Genomic DNA, 21,893 nt, shown 5'->3' with positions numbered 1-21,893 from the left:
CTTGGATACGTGATGAACGGTGTGTGTTACGGGTTCAGCCGGCTTGCTGGTAACGGGCGCTGGTGGCATGCCACTCCTTGCTGCCGCCCATCCACGCCCACAGACCGGCCAGGTAGCGGCGCAGCTGGGGCGAGCCGGCCGTCGCCAGCACGGCGCAGTCGGCCTCGACGGTGTGCATGAGTTCGTCGTGGATGGCTGCCGTGCGGTCGACGGCTTCCTGGAGGGAGCAGTTGTCCTCGGCGGCGATGAGGTTGGGCAGATTGGTGTCCCCGGGATCCTCCTTCGCCATCGAATAGATGTCGTTGAGCAGGACGTTGGCCATGCCCGCGTAGAGGTAGGTACGGCGCACGGTGGGGTCGGCGAACTCGTGCGCGGGGAGCTCGTAGCCGCCGACCGGGTCGATCAGGACCATGCACGGGTAGAAGGCGTTCTCGTACCGGTGCAGGAGGTACTCCCACACCGCGGGCGTGCGCCCGCTGCTGCGCCACTGGGCCTCCTGCCCGTACGCCACGAACATGACGGCGAGCTCATGGCGCAGCCGCGCCACCTGGGTGGTGCTGGCGATTCCGGAAAGGTGCGCGAGGCTGGACCGGAAGGCGCGCAGGACGGGCTGCCGCTGGACGAGTTCCTCGAACTGCGCCAGATAGCGTGCGGGGAGGCGGACGGGGTCGATCACCGCGTGGGCCATCGCGAGGCGGGCGCCGAGGAGCTCCGGTTCGGTGTCCTCGCCCTCATCGACCCAGTGGTCGTCCACGGACCATTCGGCGAGCCCGCAGCGGGCCGCGGCCAGCAGGCGGTCGGGGTCGTCGCAGTCGGGATGCGCGAGCATGAACAGGCGCCCGAACTGGTGTGAGCGAAGGCGTTCGAGACGGCCCGTGAAAATGCCGGTCTCCGCGGCCCAGTCGACCAGGCGGTTGTTGACCTCCTCACCGAGAGCCGGGTCGTCCCGTACGGCTTCCGGGCAGTACAGGGTAGGGATCCGTACCTCCCGGGCCTGGTCCGGTGTGCCGCCCTGCCCGGGCGGCGGGCCCCCGTCCTGCCCGCCGCTCCCTGCCTCGGCCGCCTCGGCCGCCTCGGCCGCCTTGGCGGACGGGGCGGGGGAGTGGAACAGCCGGGCCGCGGACGTGCCGATTCCGGCCGGGCCGGCCAGCAGTCGGTCCAGGAGCGCGGAAGAGGGAGGAAGGGACGGGCTCCGGACGGCGGTTTGGGACGTGAGAGCCGGCAGGCGGCCTGCCGGGAACCCGTTCCGTGTCCATGGGGGGTCGTCGGCACCACTGGATGAGCTCATGCGAACAGAGCCTTTCGGCTGGGGACTTGGGGGCACGCCTCCTGGCGGCCGCGCGTGGGGCGGGCCGAAGGCAGGCGTCAGAGGCGCGCCGCCGTACATGGGCGCGCGGGCCCGGCCGGACGCGGACGGCGCGAGGCCGTCGGCGCCCGGGGGCGGATGTGCTGGGGTTTGTCCGGTGCCTGTCGGCTCCCGGTCAGCGCCAGCGGCCGACCTCGACGTTCTCCAGGACGCCGAGAGCGTCGGGAACCAGGATCGCGGCGGAGTAGTAGGCGGTGACGAGGTAGGAGATGATCGCCTGCTCGTCGATGCCCATGAAGCGGACCGAGAGGCTCGGCTCGATCTCGTCCGGGATGCCCGACTGACGCAGGCCGACGACACCTTGGTCGTCCTCACCCGTGCGCATGCACAGGATCGAAGTCGTGCGGGCCTCGCTCACGGGGATCTTTCCGCACGGATAGATCGGCACACCGCGCCAGGCGGGGATGCGATGGCCGTTGACCTCCACACGGTCCAGGTTCAGACCGCGCTTGTTGCACTCCCGGCCGAACGCCGCGATGGCCCGGGGATGTGCGAGGAAGAGCTTGTTCCCGCGCCGCCGTGACAGCAGCTCGTCCATGTCGTCGGGACCGGGCACCCCGTCGTGCGGCTGCAGACGCTGCTCGTAGTCGCAGTTGCTGAGCAGCCCGAACTCCCTGTTGTTGACGAGCTCGTACTCCTGCCGCTCGCGCAACGCCTCCAGGGTCAGGCGGAGCTGCTGCTCGGTCTGGTTCATCGGATCGTTGTAGAGATCCGCGACACGGCTGTGGATCTTGAGGATCGTCTGCGCGACGGACAGCTCGTACTCGCGGGGCGAGGGCTCGTAGTCCACGAAGGTGTGGGGGATGCGCTGCTCGCCCACATGGCCGGCCGACAGGTCGACCGCCGCCTCGCCGTACGTGTTGGTGTCGTGCTGGGGGAGCGCCGCGAAGCGTTGCAGATGACTGCCCAGCGACTCGGCGCGTACGGCGAGGTCGGCGACGTCGTCCCGGGGCAGCACCAGCACGGTGCATGCGGTCGTGGCACGGAAGGTGCACTCCCAGGCCGCTTCGGACTCGGTCAGGCACTCGTCGCCGAAGTAGGCGCCGTCGGCCAGGACCCCGAGGACGGTGTCCCCGCCGTACTGCCCGGTGCCGACCTTGTCGACGCGGCCGTGCGCCAGCAGGAAGACGCGGTCCTTGGAGTCGCCCGCGGAGGCCAGCACGGAGCCGGCCGCGAAGTCGACCTGCTCGCATCTTCCGGCCAGTTCGCCCAGCACCGCCTCGTCGTCGTACCCCCTGAGCGCAGGCAGCTCGCCCAGCTCGGCCGGGATGACCGAGACCTGCCCTCCGGTCTGTACGAAGGTCACCCGCCCGTCTCCCACGGCGTAACTGAGCCGTCGGTTCACCCGGTACGTCCCACCCCGGATGTCCACCCAGGGCAGCATCCGGAGCAGCCACCGGGAGGAGGTCTCCTGGTTCTGCGGGACGGACTTCGATGTCGTCGCCAGGTTCCGTGCGGCGGACGTCGCCAGACTCTGCTGGGCGGGCGCCTGTGCCTGCACGGCTTCCCGGTCGGCTTCAACGGTCATATGTGGTTCTCAGCCCTCCTGTAGGTGCGCTTGATCACCCTCCCTCTTCATCACTTGGCCTGTCATCACACGAAAGAAGGTGAATGTCTCCTACGCGGATGGGTAGTTGAGCTGAAGATTCGTTTCCTCGTGCACATGTCCACGAGGGTGTGTGAGGGGTTCGCCCAGGTGGTGAGCGGCGGTGCGCCACGCAGCCGTGACGGCCCGGTGGGCGGCCGCGCTCGCCGGCCCGACCTCTGCCGGCAGATGCAGCGGCGCGCCGATGTGGACATGGAACCGAGGCCGTCTGGCGGGGGCGGTGAGGAGCCCCGCCACCTGCTTGAGCGGGCTGCCCGAGGTCACGCGCCGGGCACCGGCCTGCCCGACAGGGATGACGTGCGCCCCGGATGCGGCGGCCAGGCGAGCGGGACCGCTCCGGAAGGCTTCGGGGCCGGCTTCCGAGGCATCGCGGCGCGGGGGGATGCGCCCCTCGCCGTAGATGAGCACATACCGTCCGGCCGCGAGCGCGGCGGCGGCGCCGTCCAGCGCGTCGGCAGCACGGGCGGTGCGGCGGTGGACGGGCACGTGGCCGCCCTGGTCCAGGAGCCGGTTCAGGACGGGCACCCGCCACAGCCCGGCGGCGGCGAGGACGACGGGCTCGATGTCCAGCCGGCGCAGAGCGGCCAGCACGATGCCGGGGTCCGCAAGCGAGGTGTGGTTGGCGACGAGGATGCCGGGGGCCGGGACGGCGGCCAGGTCCGCCGACGTCGTGAGGCGGCCGAGGGCGGGGACGACTGCGGAGGCGATGTCGCTGAGCACGGGACTCCTGAGTTCCGGACGCGGGTGCCGGGGCGGCGAGGTGTGTTCATCGTCGCGCCGCGTCCGGGCCGCGGACCTGAGCACCTGTACTCAGGTCGTCGTGGTACGGGGCTCACATGCTCGGCCGCGAGCGTCGTTTGCCGAGCAGGAGACCAAGGGCTGTCCCGCCAACAGGACGGTCCTCAGGGGACGAGGGCGGTATCAGTCCGTCGAGCCCCGCACGTCGTCCCGGCGGTCGTGGGCGTCGCCGGGGACCGTCGCAGAGTGGCGTGCGGCCCATGCCGTGAGGCCGGTGAGCAGGGCGTAGAGCTCGCGCGCCTCGTCGGTGGCGCTGTACTCGACCTTGGGCGGCACCGTGGGGTACGCCGTGCGGGTCACCAGACCGTTCTCCTGGAGATCGCGCAGGGTCAGGGTGAGAATCCGACGGCTGATCCCGCTCATCGAACGTTCGAGCTGGGCGAATCGGACGGGGCCGCGCACGGTCTCGCTCAGCACACCGAGGGTCCACTTGCCGCTCACCTTGCGAAGAACCTCATGGACGGCACAGACCTCACGCCCCCCGGCCTCCTCCGCCGTGCATCCCGCCCTGCGTGACATGAATGTGCCTTCTTCCCTTGTACGGCCTGCTCTTCGAGGATGGGAGCCGTGCACGTCAGTGCCCAGCGGGGAGGCGGCCCCGGCCGCTTGCGCGGTGCCACAGGTTCAGCGAGAGACGAGGGACGACGCATGGGAAACGCCCGAGAGCCGGAGGAACTTCCCGTGCCGGTGGAGCTCGGTGTGCAGGCGAGGGAGCTGGTCGACGGACGGAACTTCGCGGTCGTGGCCACGCTGAATCCGGACGGCGGCCCGCAGACGTCGGTCGTCTGGGTCGGAAGGCAGCAGGACGCCGTGCTCTTCTCCACGACCGCGGGAAGGAAGAAGGCCCGTAACCTCGCCCGGGACCCGCGGATCAGCCTGACGGTCTACGACAGCGCGAACCCGTACCGGTCGGTGGAGATCCGTGGAACGGCCGAGTTGCTGCCCGACCCGGACAAGGCGCTGCCGAGGGAACTGTCGCAGCGGTATCTCGGTGAGGACCCGCCGGCGGAGCCGGACGACGTCGTCCGGCTCATCGTGCGGGTCACGGCGCAGAAGGTCGTCACCATCGCTCTCTGAGAGCCGTCCGGGGAGTCACCCCGTGGCCGCCAGGCAGGCGCGGCGGGCACGGGGTGACTCCCAGCCGGACCCCCCGACAGGCGCCCCGCGGTGGCCTACGCGGCCCGGGCGGAGTCCTGCCGACCCCACCGGTGCGACAGGTGCGCCCTCCGCGGAATCCGGAGGGGCCGGCGACCGGCTCACAGGGACAGGGGGGCCTCCGTCGCCCCCACCGCCCCCGAGCGGTGGGGGCGTGGTCGTCGAAATCCGTCGAAAATCAGGGGCACGTATGGACGGCCTCGCGTTCCGAACCTAATCTCGCCGTTGTCGCAGCCCAGGTGGCAGCACATTCCGGAGCATCGAAATCCTTCGACGGCGGTTCGGAGACCGGAACAGCAGACATGAGGACGGGCAGAGCGAGATGGTCGGCATCACCGATGTGGCACGGCACGCGGGCGTCGCGGTCAGCACCGTGTCGTACGTGCTCAGCGGGAAGCGCCCCATCTCGCCGGCGACCCGTGACCGCGTCCTCGGCTCCATCGCCGCTCTGGGCTACCAGCGCCCCGCCTCCGGCCGTTCGCACACCCTCGGGCTCGCCGTGCGGGTCGACGACGGCGCGCACCGGCCGCTGCTCGCCGAGTTCATGCTGTCCGCGAGCGTCGCCGCGCGCCGCCACCACTGCAACATCCTGCTCCTCACGGACCACGCCGACCACGGCGTGCTGGACGCCGCACTCCTCGACGGGTTGATCCTGATGGACATCGGGATCCGCGATCCGCGGCTGGAGACCGTACGCGGACTGCCGGTCCCCGCCGTGCTCATCGGCCTGCCCCACGATCCGGCGGGCCTGGTCTGTGTCGACCTGGACTTCCGTGCGGCGGGAGGCCTGTGCGTCGACCACCTCGCCGATCTCGGCCACCGCGAGGTCGTGCTGCTCGGCGCTCCCGAGGCCGCGTACCGGCGCCGTGCGGGATTCGCCGTACGGACCGTCGCCGGGGCGCTCGACCGGGCCGCGGCCCGAGGGGTCCGGCTCACGCACCGCTCGGTCGAGGGGGACTGGGACAGCACGGCGGGCACCCTCACACGCGTGCTCCAGGAGCGCCCCGACGCCACGGCCCTGATCGTCCAGAACGAGGCCGCGACGCCTCACATCGCGCCCCTGCTCCGCAGCCTCGGCCGGGCGCTGCCCGAGGACATGTCCCTCGTCGTCGTGGGGTCGGACGCGGTGGCCACCGCGGGCACCCCTCAGCTGACGTCGGTCTCCGTACCCGCGGCCGTGCTCGCCGAGCGCGCCGTCGAGCTGCTCAGACAGCTGCTCGACGGCAGGAGTACGGACTCCGCCGGGGCGTCGCCCACCCTGCTGGAGCCGGAACTCACCGTACGGGCCAGCAGCGGGCCGCCCCGGCCGCCTTCCTGACCCGCCCTCCTCCTGGCCCAACCTGCCTCTTCCGTCCAGCTGTTCGCGACCGACGGCGCCCGCGCCGTGCGGCCGTTCCTCGCCATGCCCCCGCGCAGCCCCAGCCGCGCACACGGGCCCCCTACGACCCCGAAGGACACCCTCTTGTCCCCCCGCACCCGCGCAGCCACTGCCGCCTGCGCCGCACTCGCCCTCACCACGGCGCTGGGCGGCTGCGGCCTCATCACGGCCGACACACCGCCGAACACCCTGACCGTCGCGGACTACTACACCGCGGAGCCCGGCAACACGGCACTGACCGAGATCCTCCGCTCCTGCGGGCGCAGTACCGGCGTGAACGTCGTACGCGAAGTCATGCCCCGCGCCCAGCTGGTGCCCAAGCTGCTGCGTGACGGCGCCGCGCAGACCCTCCCTGACCTGGTGCTCAGCGACAACCCCGACCTGCCCAAGCTCGCCTCGACCGGGGCACTGCTGCCGCTCGAAGGCCAGGTGAGGACCGACGGCTTCTACAAGAGCGTCCTCCAGGCCGGGACGTACGAGAACGAGCTGTACGGCGTCGCGCCCGGCGTGAACGGGCTCGCGCTCTTCTACGACAAGGCCCTCTTCGAGAAGGAGGGCCTCCAACCGCCCACCACCTGGAAGGAGCTCCAGGAGACCGCCGCCCGGCTCACCGACGGCCGCCGCTACGGCCTCGCGCTCTCGGCCGTCGCCACCGAAGAGGGCTCCTGGCAGTACGAGCCCTTCTTCTGGGGAGCGGGCGCCGGCCTGGAGAAGCTCGACTCCGCCGAGTCCGTGTCCGCGCTGACGTACTGGGCCTCGCTCTTCGAGGACGGCTCGATATCGAAGTCGGCCCTGAACTGGCAGCAGTCCGATGTCGCGGAGCAGTTCATCGGCCACCACGCCGCCATGATGATCAACGGGTCATGGCAGCTGGCCGCGCTCTCCGCCGAGAAGGGGCTCGACTACGGCGTCGTGCCGCTCCCCACACGGACGAGCGGCGACGCGGCGATCACCCCGCTCGGCGGTGAGACCTGGGCGGTGCCCAAGGGGGACAAGCAGGGCAAGGCCGTCGAGCTCCTCAACTGCGTGCTCAGCCAGGACAACATGATCGAGTGGGCCCGGCTGCGAGCCGACGTACCAGCCCACCCCGCCGTCGCCGGGAAGCTGGTGAAGGAACTGCCCGACCTCGCCCCCTTCGTCGCCAGCGCCCCCACCGCCCGGTCCCGCACCGCCGAGCTGGGCACCGCCTACCCGGCCGTCTCCAAGGCGCTCTACACCGCACTCCAACAGGCCGCCATCGGACAGCTGAGCCCGGCGAAGGCCCTTGCCGCCGCCCAGCGCGAGGCCCAGTCGGCAGACCACTGATCAGGCGAGGTGCCCCCATCATGACGACTCTTCTGGACAAGCCCGTCCACACCCCGGCACGCACGGACAGCCGGGCCGCCGGCGCCGCCCGCCGGGCGCGACTGGCACGCATGAGCTTCTACGTCCCCGCAGTGCTCTACCTGGTGATCTTCTTCGGCTATCCCATCGTCGCCAACGTGGTCATGTCGTTCCAGGACTACACGGTGACGTCCTTCTACGACGGCGGCGCCCCCTTCACCGGCCTCGCCAACTACACAGCGGTCTTCGCCGACGAGCTGTTCTCCACGTCCCTGTGGAACACGGCCGTGTTCACCGTCGCCTCGCTGATCCTCCAGTTCGCCATCGGTCTCGGCCTCGCATTGTTCTTCCGCCGCCGCTTCCCCCTCGGCAGCACCCTGCGCGCCCTGCTCCTGCTGCCCTGGCTGCTGCCGCTGCTGGTCTCCGGCACCGTCTTCCGCTGGCTGCTCGACCAGGACTACGGCGTGGTCAACCAGGTCCTGCTCAGCCTGCACCTCATCAGCGACCCCGTCCCCTGGCTGGTCAGCCCCGACCACGCCATGACCGCCATCGTCATCGCCAACGTGTGGATCGGCATCCCCTTCAACATGGTGATCCTCTACGGCGGCCTCCAGTCCATCCCGCCGCAGCTCTACGAGGCCGCCTCGCTCGACGGCGCGGGCGCCTGGCAGAAGTTCCGCCATGTCACCTGGCCGCTGCTGCGCCCGACCACCTCGGTCGTGGTGATGCTCGGACTGATCTACACCATCAAGGCGTTCGACGTCGTCATGGTCCTCACCCAGGGCGGCCCGGCGAACTCCACACAGCTGCTGTCCACCTGGTCGTACGCCCTCTCCTTCACCAACCTGCAGTTCGGCCAGGGTGCCGCGGTCAGCAACGTCCTCATCGTCATCGCCATGGTCTTCGCGTTCGTGTACCTGCGGGCCGTGCGCGCCGAACAGTCCGAGAGGTAGTCCCGATGTCGTCCTCCGCCCTGCGCGCATCCCGCCGCTGGAGCAGCACGGTGATCGCCCTCCTCGTCGTCGGCGTCCTGCTCTTCCCGCTGTACTGGATGGTCAACGCCTCGCTCCAGCCCGGCCAGGCGCTGCTGAGCATCCCGCCCAAGTGGTTCCCCACGGACCCGACCCTCGACGGATACCGCGCCGCCTTCGACACCCAGGGCAGGCACCTGGTCATCAGCCTCTTCGTGGCCTGCGGCAACGTGCTGATCACCCTGGCCCTCGCGGCCCCGCTGGCCTGGTCGCTGGCGAAGTTCCGACTGCGCTGGGCCGCACTGCTGCTGTTCGTCCTGCTGATCGTGCAGATGGTCCCCGGCATCGTGAAGGCCAACTCGCTCTTCGCGCTCTACAGCGAGCTCGGCCTGCTCAACAACACCATCGGGCTGATGCTGGCCCAGTCCACCCTGTCCGTGCCGTTCGCCGCCGTGCTGCTCCGGGCCCAGCTGCGCGACATCCCCACCGAGGTCATCGAGGCCGCGGCGCTGGACGGCGCGGGGTCCTGGCGCACCTTCCTGCGCATCGTCGTCCCCATGAGCCGCAACGGCCTGATCACCGCCGGGCTGTTCGCGTTCCTCTTCTCCTGGGCCGACTTCCTCTTCGCGATCACCCTCACCTCGCGTGACGCGGTGACCCCGGTCACCGTCGGCATCTACCGCTTCATCGGCGCCAACGCCACCGACTGGAACGCCCTGATGGCCTCGGCCGTCCTCGCCTCCATCCCGGCGGCCGTCCTCCTGGTCATCGCCCAGCGGTACATCGCGGTCGGCATCACCGGAGGCTCGGTCAAGGACTGACCGGACCCGGCGCGGCACCGAGCACACCTTCTTACGCACACTGGAGAAACACCTTGAGCACCTTCCGGGAACACGACGGCGGCCTGGAGTGGCGCGGTCAGCACGAATCACTGCGCATCGAACCCTGGGGCGCCGACTCCGTGCGCGTACGGGCCGCACTCGTCCCGCTCCGGGACGACATCCCCGGCGCACTCATGGAGCGCCCCGGCACCGGGGCCGAGATCATCCTCCCCGACCTGACCGGCCTCACCGTCTTCAAGAACGGCCTCGGCTCACCCACCGACCCCGTGCCGCCGGCACGCCTGGTCAACGGCCGCATCACCGCCGAGCTGACCGTCGACGGCGTCCTGCGCTTCGTCCGCACCGACGACGGCACGGAGCTCCTCGCCGAGCGCCCCGCCCACTTCTGGTGGCCCGGCACCCGCGTCCACACCCCCGTCGGGCACGGCTACCACCGCTTGGAGCAGAACTTCCAGGCGTACGAAGGAGAGCGGCTGTACGGCCTCGGCCAGCGCCAGCACGGGCTGCTCGACCAGAAGGACACCGTCATCGACCTGGTGCAGCGCAACACGGAGATCACCATCCCGTTCGTGCTGTCCAGCCGGGGCTACGGACTGCTGTGGAACAGCCCCGCCGTCGGCCGCGTCGAGATGGTGCGGACCGGAACCCGCTGGGTCGCCGACAGCGCCCGCCAGATCGACTACTGGATCACCGCGGGCGACCGGCCCGCCGACATCCTCCGCTCCTACGCCGACGCCACCGGCCACGCCCCCGCGTTCCCCGACTGGGCCACCGGCTTCTGGCAGTGCAAGCTGCGCTACCGGACCCAGGAGGAACTGCTCGGCGTCGTACGCGAGTACAAGCGACGGGGTCTGCCGATCTCGGTCATCGTCGCCGACTTCTTCCACTGGACCCGGCTGGGGGACTGGAAGTTCGACCCCGAGGAGTGGCCCGACCCGGCCGGCATGGTCCGGGAGCTCGACGAGCTCGGCGTCAAGCTCATGGTCTCCATCTGGCCGTCGGTCAACCGCTCCAGCGAGAACTACGACGAGCTGGAGCGCCGGGGCCTCTTCGCCGCCAACGAGTACGGCACCCCCGCCCACGCCACATGGATCGACAAGGGCTCCGACAGCCGCGTCATGGTCTCCTTCTACGACCCGACCAACCCCGAGACCCGCGACCACGTCTGGTCCCACGTGCAGGAGAACTACCAGAGCCTCGGCATCAACCTGTGGTGGCTGGACGCCTGCGAGCCGGAGATGAAGCCCGGCCACCCCGCCAACCTCCGCTACCACGCGGGTCACGGCCAGGAGGTCGCCAACCTCTACCCGCGCGAGAACGCCCGGCTGTTCCACGAGGGCATGGCCGCCTCCGGCAACACCGACGGCATGTCCTTCTCCCGCTCCGCGTGGGCCGGCAGCCAGCGCTACGGCACCGCCGTGTGGTCCGGCGACATCGGCACCGACTTCGCCGCCCTGCGCGCCCAGATCGCCGCCGGTCTCAACATCGGCCTGTCCGGCATCCCCTGGTGGACCACGGACATCGGCGGCTTCCACGGCGGAGACCCGGACGACCCGGCGTTCCGCGAGGTCCTCGTCCGCTGGTTCCAGTTCGGCGCGCTCTGCCCCATCTTCCGGCTGCACGGCTTCCGGCTGCCCTGGCTGCCCCTGGGCGGCGAGATGACCGGCGGACCCAACGAGGTCTGGTCGTACGGCGAAGAGGCGTACGAGATCATGTGCGGCTACCTGGCACTGCGCGAGCGCCTGCGCCCTTACGTCGCCGAGCAGATGGCCACCGCCTCCGACGAGGGCCTGCCCCCGATGCGCCCGCTGTTCCTGGAGTTCCCCGAGGACGAGACGGCCTGGACGGTCGGGGACCAGTTCCTGCTCGGCCCCGACCTCCTGGTCGCTCCCGTCACGGAGGCCGGTGCGACGAGCCGCGAGATCTATCTGCCCGCCGGCGCGCGCTGGAGGTGCGCGTGGACGGGCACCTCGTACGAGGGCGGAGCCCGGCACACCCTCGACGCGCCGCTCGACCGGATTCCGCTCCTGCTGCGCGACGGCGCCGAACTGCCGGTGAACGGCTGACACGGGCCCCCGGTCCCGGGCCGCGCACGCCGCCGCCCGGGACCGGGTCCGGGTCCCGGGCCGGGGTCCGCCGCCTCAGGACTCCTCGCCGTACGCCAGTTCACTCGCCAGGAACGCCGCGCCCACGACCCCAGCGCGCGGCCCGAGTTCGGACATGACGATCGGCAGATTGCCCGTGGCCAGCGGCAGCGAGCGCTTGTACACGACGCTGCGGATCTCGGCGAGCAGCGGATAGCCGAGCCCGGTCAGGCCGCCGCCGATCACGATCATCGACGGATTCATGAAGCTGACGAGCGTGGCGAGCACCTGGCCGACGCGGTGGCCGCCTGCCCGGACGAGATTGACACTCGTGTTGTCGCCGCCGGACGCGCACTCCGCCACATCCTGGGCGGTCAGCACCCCTCGCTCGGCGAGGCGTCCGGCGAGGGCGGGGGACCGGCCCGACTCGGCCGCCTCCATGGCGTCCCTGGCCAGGGCCACCCCACCGAAGTAGGCTTCGAGACAGCCGGTGTTCCCGCAGGAGCAGACGGGTCCCTCCGACTCGGCCTCCACCTGGACGTGCCCGATGTCCCCGGCGCACCCCTCCGCTCCGCGGTAGATACGGCCGTGGTGCTGCATGCCGGAGCCGATGCCGCTGCCGATCTTCACGAAGAGCAGATGGTCGACGGTCCTCGCGACACCGCTGTGCCGCTCCCCGAGCGACATCACGTTGACGTCGTTGTCGACGACGACGGGGCAGCCGTGGGCCTGGGCGAGGGTGTCGCGTACGGGGAAGCGGTTCCAGCCCACCATGATCGGCGGCGAGACGGGCACGCCCTCCCGGAAGCTGACGGGGCCGGGCACACCGATTCCGATCGCGTCGAGCCGTGTGTAGCGCCCCTCGGCCGCCATCGCGTGCAGCAGTTCGCTGATCCTGCCGAGGACGGCGTCCGGCCCGGAGCGGATGTCGGCGGGCTCGGAGCAGGAGGCCACGGGCGTGAGCGCGCCGTCGGTGATCTCGATGTCGATGGAGCTGGCGCCCAGATCGACGGCGGCGAACCGGATGCCGGGGTCGAGCTGTACGAGGGTGGAGCGCCGCCCGCCGCGTGACGCGGCGGGGCCCGCCTCGCTGACCCGACCGGAGGCGACCAGGCGGTCGAGCTCACCGAGGAGCCGTGGGCGCGGAACCTCCAGCCGGTCCGCGAGCTGGGCGCGGGACAGCGGACCGTTCTCACGCAGCAGACTCAACACGCGGTACTGGATGTTCACGGGCTCACTTCCTCTGGGCGCCTTCGGACAGCATGCATGGGTGCCGCGAGGCGGGACGGGGGCCGGAGTGTCGTGCTCCCGGCAGGACGCGCTCGCGCAGTGGCAGGATCACAGCGACGCGGGCGGCTTCCGGCAACTTTTTCACAGAACGTCGAAAGGTGTCGCCTCGTTGACCGAATGCAACCTGGCAGGCACTGTCCCGCCCCGAGTGCCGGTCCGCGAGGGTGCCGGTCCGGGCACGGGAGTGCCCCGCCGGTGAGGGCGGGGCACCCCTGGGAGTCCCGGCGTCAGCCGGCGGAACCTCCCTTCAGGGCCCGTGCGTCGCGGGCCAGGGCCTCGCCCGCCGCGCTGTCCGGCACCAGGGAGCGGTCGGCCGCGTAACCGGCGAACGACTCCAGGACGGATGCTGCCTGAGCGGTGCGGCCCGCCTCGGCGTGCGCCTCGGCCTGGCCGATCCGTACGGTCAGCCGCTGCTGCCCCTGCGCCGTGATGAGGCCGTCCGACCCCAGCCGGGTGATCAGCGCGCGGATGTCCGCGTAGGAGGTACGGGTCGTGAAGGCCACCGTCTTCGTGGTGGTGTTGCCCGCCTTGTCCCGGGCCCTGACCGTGAGGTCGTGCGGGCCCAGCGGCAGCCGCCACAACTCCAGGGCCTGGCCGGAGGAGACGGCCTTCCCGTCGAGGGTGGCCGTCGCGCCGGCTTTTCCGGAGACCGTGTCCGCCGCCGAGAAGACCGGCGTGGGACGCTCGGAGTCCCCGTAGACACCGTCGGCGTCGATCCCGCTCGCCGTCACCGTGGGACCGGTGCGGTCGATCCGTACGGTGAGCGAACCCACCTCGGAGACGTTGCCGCCGTTGTCGGTCGCCCGGTAGCGGACGGTGGTGGCACCCTCCGCCGACAGCGTGACGGCGGCGTTGGCCGACTGCCAGGTCGTGCCGTTGTCCACCGAGTACTGACGGCTCGCGACCGTCCCGTTGTCGGTGGCCGTGACCGTGAGCGACACATTGCCGGTGTACCAGCCGTCGTCACCGTTGGGCCGGGGCGGGTTGAGCGTGGCGGTGACCTTGGGCGCGGTCTTGTCCGCGACACCCGCGCCCTGGAAGGTCAGCGAGTCCAGCTCGACACCGCCGGAACCGGTGACGAAGACCTCGCCGGTCCCCGAGGGGGCGTCCGGCAGAGCGGTCGTGACGGTCTGCCAGCCCTCGCCGGCCGGGACCCGCACCGTGGCGAACGGTTCCGCGTCGGCCGAACCCCAGCGCAGCGCCAGGGTGCCGTCACCACTGGCACGGGTCTTGACCCCGTTGATCCCGGCGAACGACACAGGGTCGTAGGCGATCCAGTCACCCTCGTCGAAGGAGGTCAGCTTGCGCTGTCCGGACGCCGTGGTGTCGTCCGTGATCGTCACGCCCTCCGCGGAGTCGTAGTGCTCGCCCTGCATGAGCGCCGGGTTGAGCACCACCTGGGCGTCACCGGTCGCCGGCGGGACGCCGCCCGCGCCCTTGTCGGTGTAGGTGATCCCGAGGACCCCGAAGACGTTCTCGGTGTCACCGTGCCCGGCGTCGGCCGGGGTCAGGACACCGCCGGTGCAGCCGGTGCCGCTGTTGACGGGGTGCCCGTGCTGGTTGTGTCCGAGACCGAAGGTCCAGGCCGCCTTGGCGCAGTCCGGCGTGGTGCCGTCCTCAGGGTCCTCGACGGCGATGCCGTACGGCACGGCGTCACCCCAGTTGAAGAACCCGCCGTCGGGCGGCGAGGTGATCTTCACCGTCGGAGCCGTGTTGCCTACCGTGATCTGACGGCTCGACAGTCCTGCTTTGCCCTGCGGGTCCGTGACCTTGAGCCGGGCCTGGAACTGCCCGTTGTCCGCATACGTGCGCGTGGCCGTGGCGCCGGTGGCGTCGAAAGTACCGTCGCCGTCGAGGTCCCACTGGTAGGTGAGTTCGCCGTTCTCCGGGTCGCTGGAGCCGGTGGCGCTGAAGGAGACCTCGAGCGGTGCCTGCCCGGACGTCCTGTCCGCCTTGATCACCGCGGTGGGCGCCTTGTTCCCTTCGGCGTAGTCGATCCGGTAGAGACCCGCGTCGGGGTTCTGGCGGAAGAACCCGTCGCCGTAGTCGAGGACGTAGAGCGCGCCGTCGGGGCCGAACTCCAGGTCCATCGGGTTGTCCCACTGCGGGATGCCGTTCTGCGAACGCTCGCTGTTGGGAAGGACGTTCTCCAGCTTGCCGACCGGGCCGTCCGGACCGTCCAGCGTCAGCGCGGCCACGTAGTCCTGGGAGAACTCCGCGAAGAACGCCTTGCCGTCCCAGTACTCGGGGAACTTGCCGGGCGCGGGGTTGTCCGCGTCGTAGTGGTAGACCGGACCGCCCATCGGGGCCTGGCCGCCGGGACCGCCGGGACCGCGGAAGGCGGTCAGCTCGGGCCACGGCTGGTCGCTGTCCTTGTCGCCGTACCAGAGTGTGGCGGGGGTGGCGGGGGGCAGCTCGGTCAGGCCGGTGTTCCAGCGGGAGTCGTTGACCGGCGCCGCGCAGTCGAAGGCGGGGCCGGGTGTCAGGGTGGCGAAGTCGAAGTCGCGGTAGGGCTTGCTGTTGTCACCCGTGCAGAACGGCCAGCCGCTGTTCATGGCCTTGGTCGTGGTCTGCCACTCGACGTATCCCATCGGCCCCCTGTTCGCGTCGGCGGTGCCGGCGTCCGGGCCGTAGTCGCCCCACATCACGGCGTCGGTCTCGGGGTCCACCGCCAGGCGGAAGGGGTTGCGCAGGCCCATCACGAAGATCTCGGGACGGGTCTTCGGCGTGCCCGGCTCGAAGAGGTTGCCCTCCGGGATGGTGTAACTCCCGTCCTCCTGCACGTCGATCCGCAGGATCTTGCCGCGCAGGTCGTTGGTGTTGCCCGCGCCCCGGCGCTCGTCGAGACCGGGGTTGTAGCCGGCCGCGTCGTTGATCGGCGTGTAGCCGTTGACGTTCGGTCCCGACGCCGGTGTGTTGCCACCCGTGGAGAGGTAGAGGTTCCCCTCGCCGTCGAAATCGACGTCGCCGGCGACGTGGCAGCACTGCCCCCGGTTGGAGTCGACCCTGATGATCTCCTGGGCGGTGGAGAGGTCCAGCTTGTCACCCGTCCACTTGAAACGGGTCAGGGAGTCGTATCCCTCCCACTGCTTCCAGTAGGCGTCCGTCTGCCCGGCGGGCAGCTGCTGCGGCGCGGAGCCGGCGGGGGTGTTCAGCGGAGGCGAGTAGTAGAGGTAGACCCACTTGTTGGTGGCGAAGTCCGGGTCGAGTGTGACCGTCTGCAACCCCATCTCGGAGTTCTGGTACACATCGACGTGGTTGACGACCTTCGTGACACCGGTGCCGGGGTCGGTGAGCCGCACGTCGCCGTTGCGGGCGGTGTGCAGCACCCGGCTGTCGGGCAGTACGGCGAGGTCGATCGGCTCGCCGGTGTCCTTGGTGAGGGTGACCTTCTCGTAGTTCGACCAGTCCAGGGCGTGTTCGTGGCCCTCGTGCGCCTGGGCGGCGGGCGCGACGGCCACACCGCCCAGCGCGGGCAGTGACACGAGCAGGACACCTGTGATCAAGCGTCTCAGGGTGCGTTGCACGGTGATGCGTCTCCTCGATCGCTGGCGGTAAGGAGCGGACACCCGGGCGCCTTGGCGCGCGGCGGCGGCGCCCGGTGTACTTCGGCGGGAGCCGAACCCTGCGGCTCCCTGTGGCTCTCTCAGCCGAGGAGTCCCTCGAGCGCGGTGAAGCTGCGCTGCGCCGCGGCGAGCGAACCCGGGGGATTGGGCAGGGTGTTGGGCGCGGTGTCCTGCTCCCAGATGCCGACATGCGAGGCGCGCGGCCCGATGTCGCGGACGAACCGCTCGTACGGAAGGTCTCCGGCGCCGAATTCGACGATGTCGAAGCCGTTGGCGTTCGCCGCGTTGGCGTCGCCGTCCTTCATGTGGAACAGCGGGTAGCGGTAGGGCTGGTTGCGGACGTAGGCGGCCGGGTCGAATCCGGGCCAGCGGTACTGGCCGACGTACGCCCAGTAGATGTCCAGCTCCAGATAGACATGGCGCGGGTCGGTGTTCTTGAGGAACACGTCGTACAGCCGGACGGACGGCTGGTCGGTGGCGAACGCGAACTCGCCCGCGTGGTTGTGCTGGTAGAGCTTCAGGCCGCGTGCGGTCGCCGCCGCACCCCAGACGTTGAACTCGTCGGCGGCGGCGCGGTAGCCCGCCACGGTGTTGACGTTCGACGGCGCGTTGGCGGTGCCCACGTGCGGCATGCCGAGGATCTGGGCCGCGTCCAGCTCGGCCTGGAGGTTGTTGCGCAGATTGCCGATGCCGACGTGGCTGCCGACCGCGCGCAGCCCGTTGTCGTCGAGCAGAGTCCGGATCTCGGGGAGGGTGATCTGCCGGCCCAGGATGGAGGTGGACTGGGTGTATCCGGCGAACTCGATCTCCTTGTAGCCGATCCGGGCCAGCTCGGCGAGGACGACTGCGAAGCCGAGCGAGCTGACCTTGTCGCGGATGCTGTAGAGCTGGATGCCGATGCGGTCCTTGGGGATGGACAGACTGCTCGGCGCGGCGGCGGCGGAGGTGGCGGCGGCCCCGGTGACGGAGGCGGCGGCGAGGGCCACGGTGGTGCCTGCGGTGGCACGCAGGAAGTCCCTGCGGTCGAAGGACTTGCGGATATGGCTCACGGTCACTCCTGGGGAATGAGGAGAACGGGGTAAGGACCGGGGCGCGCGGGGCGGGGCCGCGCGCCGGGAAGGCCGGGAAGCGGGCGCTCCGGTGAGGCACGGAGGCGAGGGCGTGCGGCGCAGGGGCGGGGCACGGCGACTGGGCGGTCGCCATCACTCACCGGTACTGCCGGGATGTGGTCCGTGGACCGCCCCGTCGGGGCCACCCCTGAAGCCCGGCGGCCCCTGAGGGCGTGTGTCCACCGAAGCCGGGTGCCCCTGAAGGCCGGTGTCAGAGGCGGGACTTGCCCGCTTCGCCGGCGTCGGCCCGGGCGGCGGCCGTGCGCTCGGCGGCCTTCGCCGCGAGGTCGGCACCCCGGTCCTGCGGTGCGGCCTTCTCGGCCGAGCGGGCGGCCGAGACCCCCGCGGTGGCGGTCTCTCCGGTGACCGCGCCACGGATGCGCGCCAGCTCCCCGACGACCAGCACGGGGTTGTTGCCGGTCGCGGTGAGGCCGCCACGCACGATGGCGTTGTCGAGCACGGCGTTCGCGGTGTTGTCGGTGACGACCAGATCACCCCCGAAGTACGAGGCACCCGCGCACGATCCGAGCAGGCCCTCGCCGCCGATCTGGAGGTTGTCGGCATTGCCGGTGTACTTGGCGGCGCCGTACACCTCTCCGGCGCAGAACACTCCGCCGAGGGTGTTGCCGTTGACGGTCAGCGCGCCCTTGACGGTGGAGTCGTACACATCGCTGTACTGGTTGCGGTCGCCGGTCAGGGAACCGCTGAGGGTGCTGCCGGAGACATACAGTTCCCCGGCCTCGGATCTGACGTTCCCGCCGAGCGTGGAGTCGACGGCGTACACGAATCCCTCGGTGGCGTCGACCGCCTTGAGGGTGCTCTTCTCCAGGTGGGTGCCGAAGGCGGACTCGGTGGTCAGCGTGCCCTTGACGATGCTGTCGGTGAGGTCGAGATAGCCGTTCTCCTCGACCGTGACCGCACCGTTGACGGTGGCGCCCGCGGCCACGAGATCGGCTCCGGCCTCGACCGTCACCGTGCCCTTGACCTTCGTGCCGGTGAGGGTGCAGGACTTCCCGGCCGGCACGACCAGGTCGTTGCTGACGGTCACGGCCCCGCCGTCACCGACACAGGTGGTGTAGAGAGCTGCCTGGGCCGACCCGGAGAAGGCCACCAGGCTTCCGGATGCCACCAGGGACGCCGTGGCGATGAATGTACGGATCTTCATGTCGCTTCCCTTCCGCTGCGGTCGCGGCAGAGTCGGTGACCCGGCCGGTTTCCCCGCCTTACGACGGGGGTGCTGCACGGTGCGTGAGCGACGACCGCCGTGAGGGCGGTCGCACAGCGCCTCGAATCGGGCGGGTGGCCCGGTCATGGGGGGAGAGACGTGGAAAGACTCGTGAGGGGCGGGGCGTTCGACGGAACGCCGGTGGGCTGCGGTGTTACTGCGACGAAACACATGTCTCGATGGGCCGAGACAGTAGAACGCCGTGCAGGGGCTGTCCAGAGGTTCGGTACGAATCTCTGGAACTTTCTGATGATTCATTAAAAGGGTGGAGTGATCGTAGAAAAGAACCTGCCGCGACTGGCATCCCGGGAAGACTCGACGGCGTTGCCGCGTCCGCGCGTTCGCAGCCGCGACCGGATGCGGACGGCGATCACGCCGTAGCAAAGAGGCAAGCAACGCGGTTGACCGGCAGCCGAGTTGTGTGCGCGGGAAGGCTCGGGGCGACCTGGTTCCGTTCAGATCCTGGGGGTGCCCGCCGGTGCCGCGGACGCCTTCCGCGCGCCTCGGGGACAGCTTTCAGGAGCCCGGACCCGGCTTCGGGATGCCGTCGCTCTTCAGGTGGCGGAGCCTGTCGTCGAGGGTGGCGCCGACATCGGGGCAGTTCATGCGGATCGTGTCGAGGAACGCGCCCAGCACGGGGGAGCGGTCCTGGGCGGCGAACGACAGGACCAGGTCGGGCAGGGGCGTACGGGGGAGCACCTCGCAGAACCAGGTACCCGGACGTGGTGCCGCCAGCATGCGGGAGGGACCCAGGCCCACGCCCACGCCGGAGGCGGCGAGGCCGATGATCGTGTGGACGTCCCTCGCGGAGGTCGCGCCGCCGAGGGCGCGGGAGTCCTTGCCCAGCAGGGCGCGCAGCCCTGCGACGACGGCCGGCTCGTCCTCGCCGGCCGACACGATCAGAGGTTGCTGCCGCAACTGGTCCACACCCACCGACGGCCGGCCCGCGTAGGGGTGGGCGGTGCTCACCACGGCGACCAGATGTTCATGACCGATCGGGACGGATACCAGGCGCTCGGCTCCCGCGCCGCGTGGGGGGCCCAGGGTGATGGCCACGTCCAGCTCACCGGCGACGAGCGCGGCCGTGCTGCGACTGGTCGCCATCTCGTGCAGTTCCAGCCGTACGTCGGGCCGCTCACGGCCGAACCTGCCCAGGACGGCCGGCAGGGGTTCGAGCAGAGCCGAGGCGATGAAGCCCAGCCGGAGGCGTCCCGTGTCACCGCGTGCCGCCCGGCCCGCGTCGACCACGGCAGCCGCGATCTCGTCGAGCGCCCGGCGCGCCCGGGCCAGAAACGCCTCGCCCGCGGCCGTCGGGAACACCCCCCGGTGCGTGCGGTCGAACAGTCGCGCCCCCACCTCGCGTTCGAGGTCTGCGATCTGCTTGGACAGGGGAGGCTGGGCGATCCCCAGCGCACCGGCGGCCCGGCCGAAGTGCGCGTGCTCGGCGAGCGCGACCGCGTACCGCAGATGCCGTGCCTCCATGAGCTGCCACCTCAAGTCATATCTCAGACGTATCAGGCGACAGCTTGTCAGATCTTCCGATGGACCACGTCGGTGACGTCGCCTGGGATGGGGAAATGACAGACACCACTCACACCGGCACCGTCCTCGTACTCGTGCACGGCGCCTGGCACAGCTCCGCGCAGTGGGCACCGACTCAGCGCGCGCTGGCCGGAACCGGCGCCGCGAGCGTGGCCGTCGATCTTCCGGGCCACGGCTTCGACGCGCCCTTGCCCACCGGCTATCTGAAGCCGGGCCGGCCCGGCCTGCTGACCGAGAAGTCACAGCTCGCCACCGTGACCATGGAGGAGTGCGCCGAGGCGGTCGTGAGCACACTGCGTCAGGTGCGCCGCTACCGCACGGTCGTGCTCGTCGCGCACAGCGCGGGCGGTGGTCCCGCGTCCCTCGCGGCGGAGCTGGCGCCCGAACTCGTCGACCGGATCGTTTATCTGTCCGCCTTCGTGCCCGGCGGACGGCCGCGGTTCGCCGACTATCTCGGCTCGCCCGAGAACGCCACCGCCCTGGGGCAGCACCTCACCCTCGGCGACCCCGAGGCGCTGGGCGCCGTGCGGATCGATCCGCTCTCACCGGATCCCGCCTATGTACAGGAGCTGCGACAGACCTACTACCACGACGTGCCCCCGGACCGCTTCGACCGCTGGCGCACCGCGCTGAGCCCCGATCTGCCTGTTGCCGTCCCGATGTCCCCGGTCGCGGTGACCGCCGCGCGCTGGGGGCGGATCGCGCGCACCTTCCTGCGCTGCGCGGAGGACCGGGCGCTCACGCCAGCCGTGCAGGACCTGATGATCGCGGAAGCCGATCAGGCCTTCCCCGCAAGCCCGTTCACCGTACGCACCCTGCCGGGGGGTCACAGCCCGTTCGCCGCACGGCCGCGCCGGCTCGCCGAGGCGCTCCTGCCGTGACCGTCCGGGGCGGGCGGCCTTCCCCGGACCGGGCGGCACTCCGCCGGCGTCGGCAACGCCTACCGGCCGGGGCTCAGGTGCGGGGAAGGCATCCGGGGGAGTCCGGTCCAGAGCGCGCCGACGAGCTCCCGGGGCGTGCCCGGGCACCCGTGGTACAGCCAGTCGGATGCCGTGCCGAGCAGTGCGCCGGCCAGATACGACGCCGCCGGATCGTGCGGGACCGCCTCGGGGTCGTCGGCATGGGTGCCGGTGTGGGGGCGGGTGAGATTGATGTGGATGGAGACGGTGAGCCGCCGGTGCAGGTGCGTGATCACCTGCGCGCTTCCGTCGGGGCCCAGCAGGGCCCGGTAGAGGTCCGCGTGAGCGGCGATGTGGGCGAACAGGGCGGCCAGTTCGTCGCGCCCCCGCCGCTGCTCGGCCGGATCGTCGGTGGGCAGCATCACCGGTGCGGCGGCGATGAGTTCGTCGAAGATTCCGGTGCACGCGTCGGCGGCCAGCGCGGGGACGTCGTCGTAGTGCTCGTAGAAGGTCGACCTGTTGATGTCCGCCCGCTTGCTGACGTCGGAGACCGTGATGCGGCTCAGCGGCCGTTCGGCGATCAGGGCGAGGAGCGCGGCGTGCAGAGCCGCGCGGGTGCGGCGGATACGGCGGTCCGGCGAAGGATTGGCGGTCACCCGCCCAAGCCTACTTCCCCGACGTGTGTTGTATAACAGACACATGTTGGGCTGCTCGGCCCACGGAGATCAGCAGGACTCGG

The 21,893-nt window shown here is 70.8% G+C and carries 17 protein-coding genes; 7 read left to right on the top strand and 10 right to left on the bottom strand.

Annotated elements, in window-relative coordinates:
• Positions 1–34: 34 nt before the first annotated feature.
• From ACWCQM_RS09400 to ACWCQM_RS09385, 4 genes are all read right to left on the bottom strand, one after another.
• On the bottom strand, positions 35–1,288 hold the full coding sequence (locus tag ACWCQM_RS09400; RefSeq protein ID WP_450914693.1) for a family 2 encapsulin nanocompartment cargo protein terpene cyclase: 1,254 nt from the start codon (positions 1,286–1,288) through the stop codon (positions 35–37).
• Positions 1,289–1,481: 193 nt separating this feature from the next.
• Complete coding sequence (locus tag ACWCQM_RS09395; RefSeq protein ID WP_450914692.1) at positions 1,482–2,894, bottom strand: family 2B encapsulin nanocompartment shell protein; 1,413 nt, start codon at positions 2,892–2,894, stop codon at positions 1,482–1,484.
• 90 nt (positions 2,895–2,984) lie between these two features.
• Positions 2,985–3,692: a lysophospholipid acyltransferase family protein gene (locus tag ACWCQM_RS09390; RefSeq protein ID WP_450914691.1), complete on the bottom strand. Its 708-nt coding sequence runs from the start codon at positions 3,690–3,692 to the stop codon at positions 2,985–2,987.
• A gap of 201 nt (positions 3,693–3,893) precedes the next feature.
• Positions 3,894–4,289: a winged helix-turn-helix transcriptional regulator gene (locus tag ACWCQM_RS09385; RefSeq protein ID WP_450914690.1), complete on the bottom strand. Its 396-nt coding sequence runs from the start codon at positions 4,287–4,289 to the stop codon at positions 3,894–3,896.
• A gap of 129 nt (positions 4,290–4,418) precedes the next feature.
• Here ACWCQM_RS09385 and ACWCQM_RS09380 point away from each other — a divergent pair, with 129 nt between their 5' ends.
• The 6 genes from ACWCQM_RS09380 (at position 4,419) to ACWCQM_RS09355 (ending at position 11,505) form a co-directional block, all read left to right on the top strand.
• Positions 4,419–4,847, top strand: coding sequence for a PPOX class F420-dependent oxidoreductase (locus tag ACWCQM_RS09380; protein ID WP_450914689.1), 429 nt, complete (start codon positions 4,419–4,421; stop codon positions 4,845–4,847).
• Between the two features lie 400 nt (positions 4,848–5,247).
• Complete coding sequence (locus ACWCQM_RS09375) at positions 5,248–6,243, top strand: LacI family DNA-binding transcriptional regulator (protein WP_450914688.1); 996 nt, start codon at positions 5,248–5,250, stop codon at positions 6,241–6,243.
• A 144-nt stretch (positions 6,244–6,387) separates the two neighbouring features.
• Positions 6,388–7,608, top strand: coding sequence for a sugar ABC transporter substrate-binding protein (locus ACWCQM_RS09370; RefSeq protein WP_450914687.1), 1,221 nt, complete (start codon positions 6,388–6,390; stop codon positions 7,606–7,608).
• Positions 7,609–7,628: 20 nt separating this feature from the next.
• Complete coding sequence (locus tag ACWCQM_RS09365; protein WP_450914686.1) at positions 7,629–8,579, top strand: carbohydrate ABC transporter permease; 951 nt, start codon at positions 7,629–7,631, stop codon at positions 8,577–8,579.
• 5 nt (positions 8,580–8,584) lie between these two features.
• Positions 8,585–9,418, top strand: coding sequence for a carbohydrate ABC transporter permease (locus tag ACWCQM_RS09360; protein ID WP_450914685.1), 834 nt, complete (start codon positions 8,585–8,587; stop codon positions 9,416–9,418).
• On the top strand, positions 9,415–11,505 hold the full coding sequence (locus tag ACWCQM_RS09355) for a glycoside hydrolase family 31 protein (RefSeq protein WP_450914843.1): 2,091 nt from the start codon (positions 9,415–9,417) through the stop codon (positions 11,503–11,505). The genes ACWCQM_RS09360 and ACWCQM_RS09355 overlap by 4 nt, the downstream gene beginning before the upstream one ends.
• 75 nt (positions 11,506–11,580) lie before the next feature.
• On the opposite strand, the gene ACWCQM_RS09350 is transcribed toward ACWCQM_RS09355, so the two are convergent.
• From ACWCQM_RS09350 to ACWCQM_RS09330, 5 genes are all read right to left on the bottom strand, one after another.
• On the bottom strand, positions 11,581–12,753 hold the full coding sequence (locus ACWCQM_RS09350) for an ROK family transcriptional regulator (RefSeq protein ID WP_450914684.1): 1,173 nt from the start codon (positions 12,751–12,753) through the stop codon (positions 11,581–11,583).
• A 287-nt stretch (positions 12,754–13,040) separates the two neighbouring features.
• Positions 13,041–16,319: a PQQ-dependent sugar dehydrogenase gene (locus ACWCQM_RS09345; protein WP_450914683.1), complete on the bottom strand. Its 3,279-nt coding sequence runs from the start codon at positions 16,317–16,319 to the stop codon at positions 13,041–13,043.
• 140 nt (positions 16,320–16,459) lie between these two features.
• Positions 16,460–17,428, bottom strand: a complete 969-nt coding sequence (locus tag ACWCQM_RS09340) for a sugar phosphate isomerase/epimerase family protein (RefSeq protein WP_267079042.1) — start codon at positions 17,426–17,428, stop codon at positions 16,460–16,462.
• A gap of 271 nt (positions 17,429–17,699) precedes the next feature.
• A complete protein-coding gene (locus ACWCQM_RS09335) occupies positions 17,700–18,653 on the bottom strand; it encodes a hypothetical protein (protein ID WP_450914682.1) in 954 nt (317 codons plus the stop codon).
• A gap of 576 nt (positions 18,654–19,229) precedes the next feature.
• Positions 19,230–20,195 carry a LysR family transcriptional regulator gene (locus ACWCQM_RS09330; protein WP_450914681.1) on the bottom strand — a complete coding sequence of 322 codons (966 nt, stop codon included), beginning with the start codon at positions 20,193–20,195 and terminating at the stop codon, positions 19,230–19,232.
• A 95-nt stretch (positions 20,196–20,290) separates the two neighbouring features.
• Here ACWCQM_RS09330 and ACWCQM_RS09325 point away from each other — a divergent pair, with 95 nt between their 5' ends.
• Positions 20,291–21,136 carry an alpha/beta fold hydrolase gene (locus tag ACWCQM_RS09325; RefSeq protein WP_450914680.1) on the top strand — a complete coding sequence of 282 codons (846 nt, stop codon included), beginning with the start codon at positions 20,291–20,293 and terminating at the stop codon, positions 21,134–21,136.
• Positions 21,137–21,195: 59 nt separating this feature from the next.
• Here the strand turns inward: ACWCQM_RS09325 and ACWCQM_RS09320 are convergent, their stop codons facing one another.
• Positions 21,196–21,810, bottom strand: coding sequence for a TetR/AcrR family transcriptional regulator (locus ACWCQM_RS09320; RefSeq protein WP_450914679.1), 615 nt, complete (start codon positions 21,808–21,810; stop codon positions 21,196–21,198).
• Positions 21,811–21,893 lie beyond the last annotated feature (83 nt).

The organism is Streptomyces sp. NPDC002125 (assembly GCF_053593715.1).
Note: the sequence above shows the minus strand (reverse complement) of the source record. Positions and strands in the feature narration are given on the sequence as shown.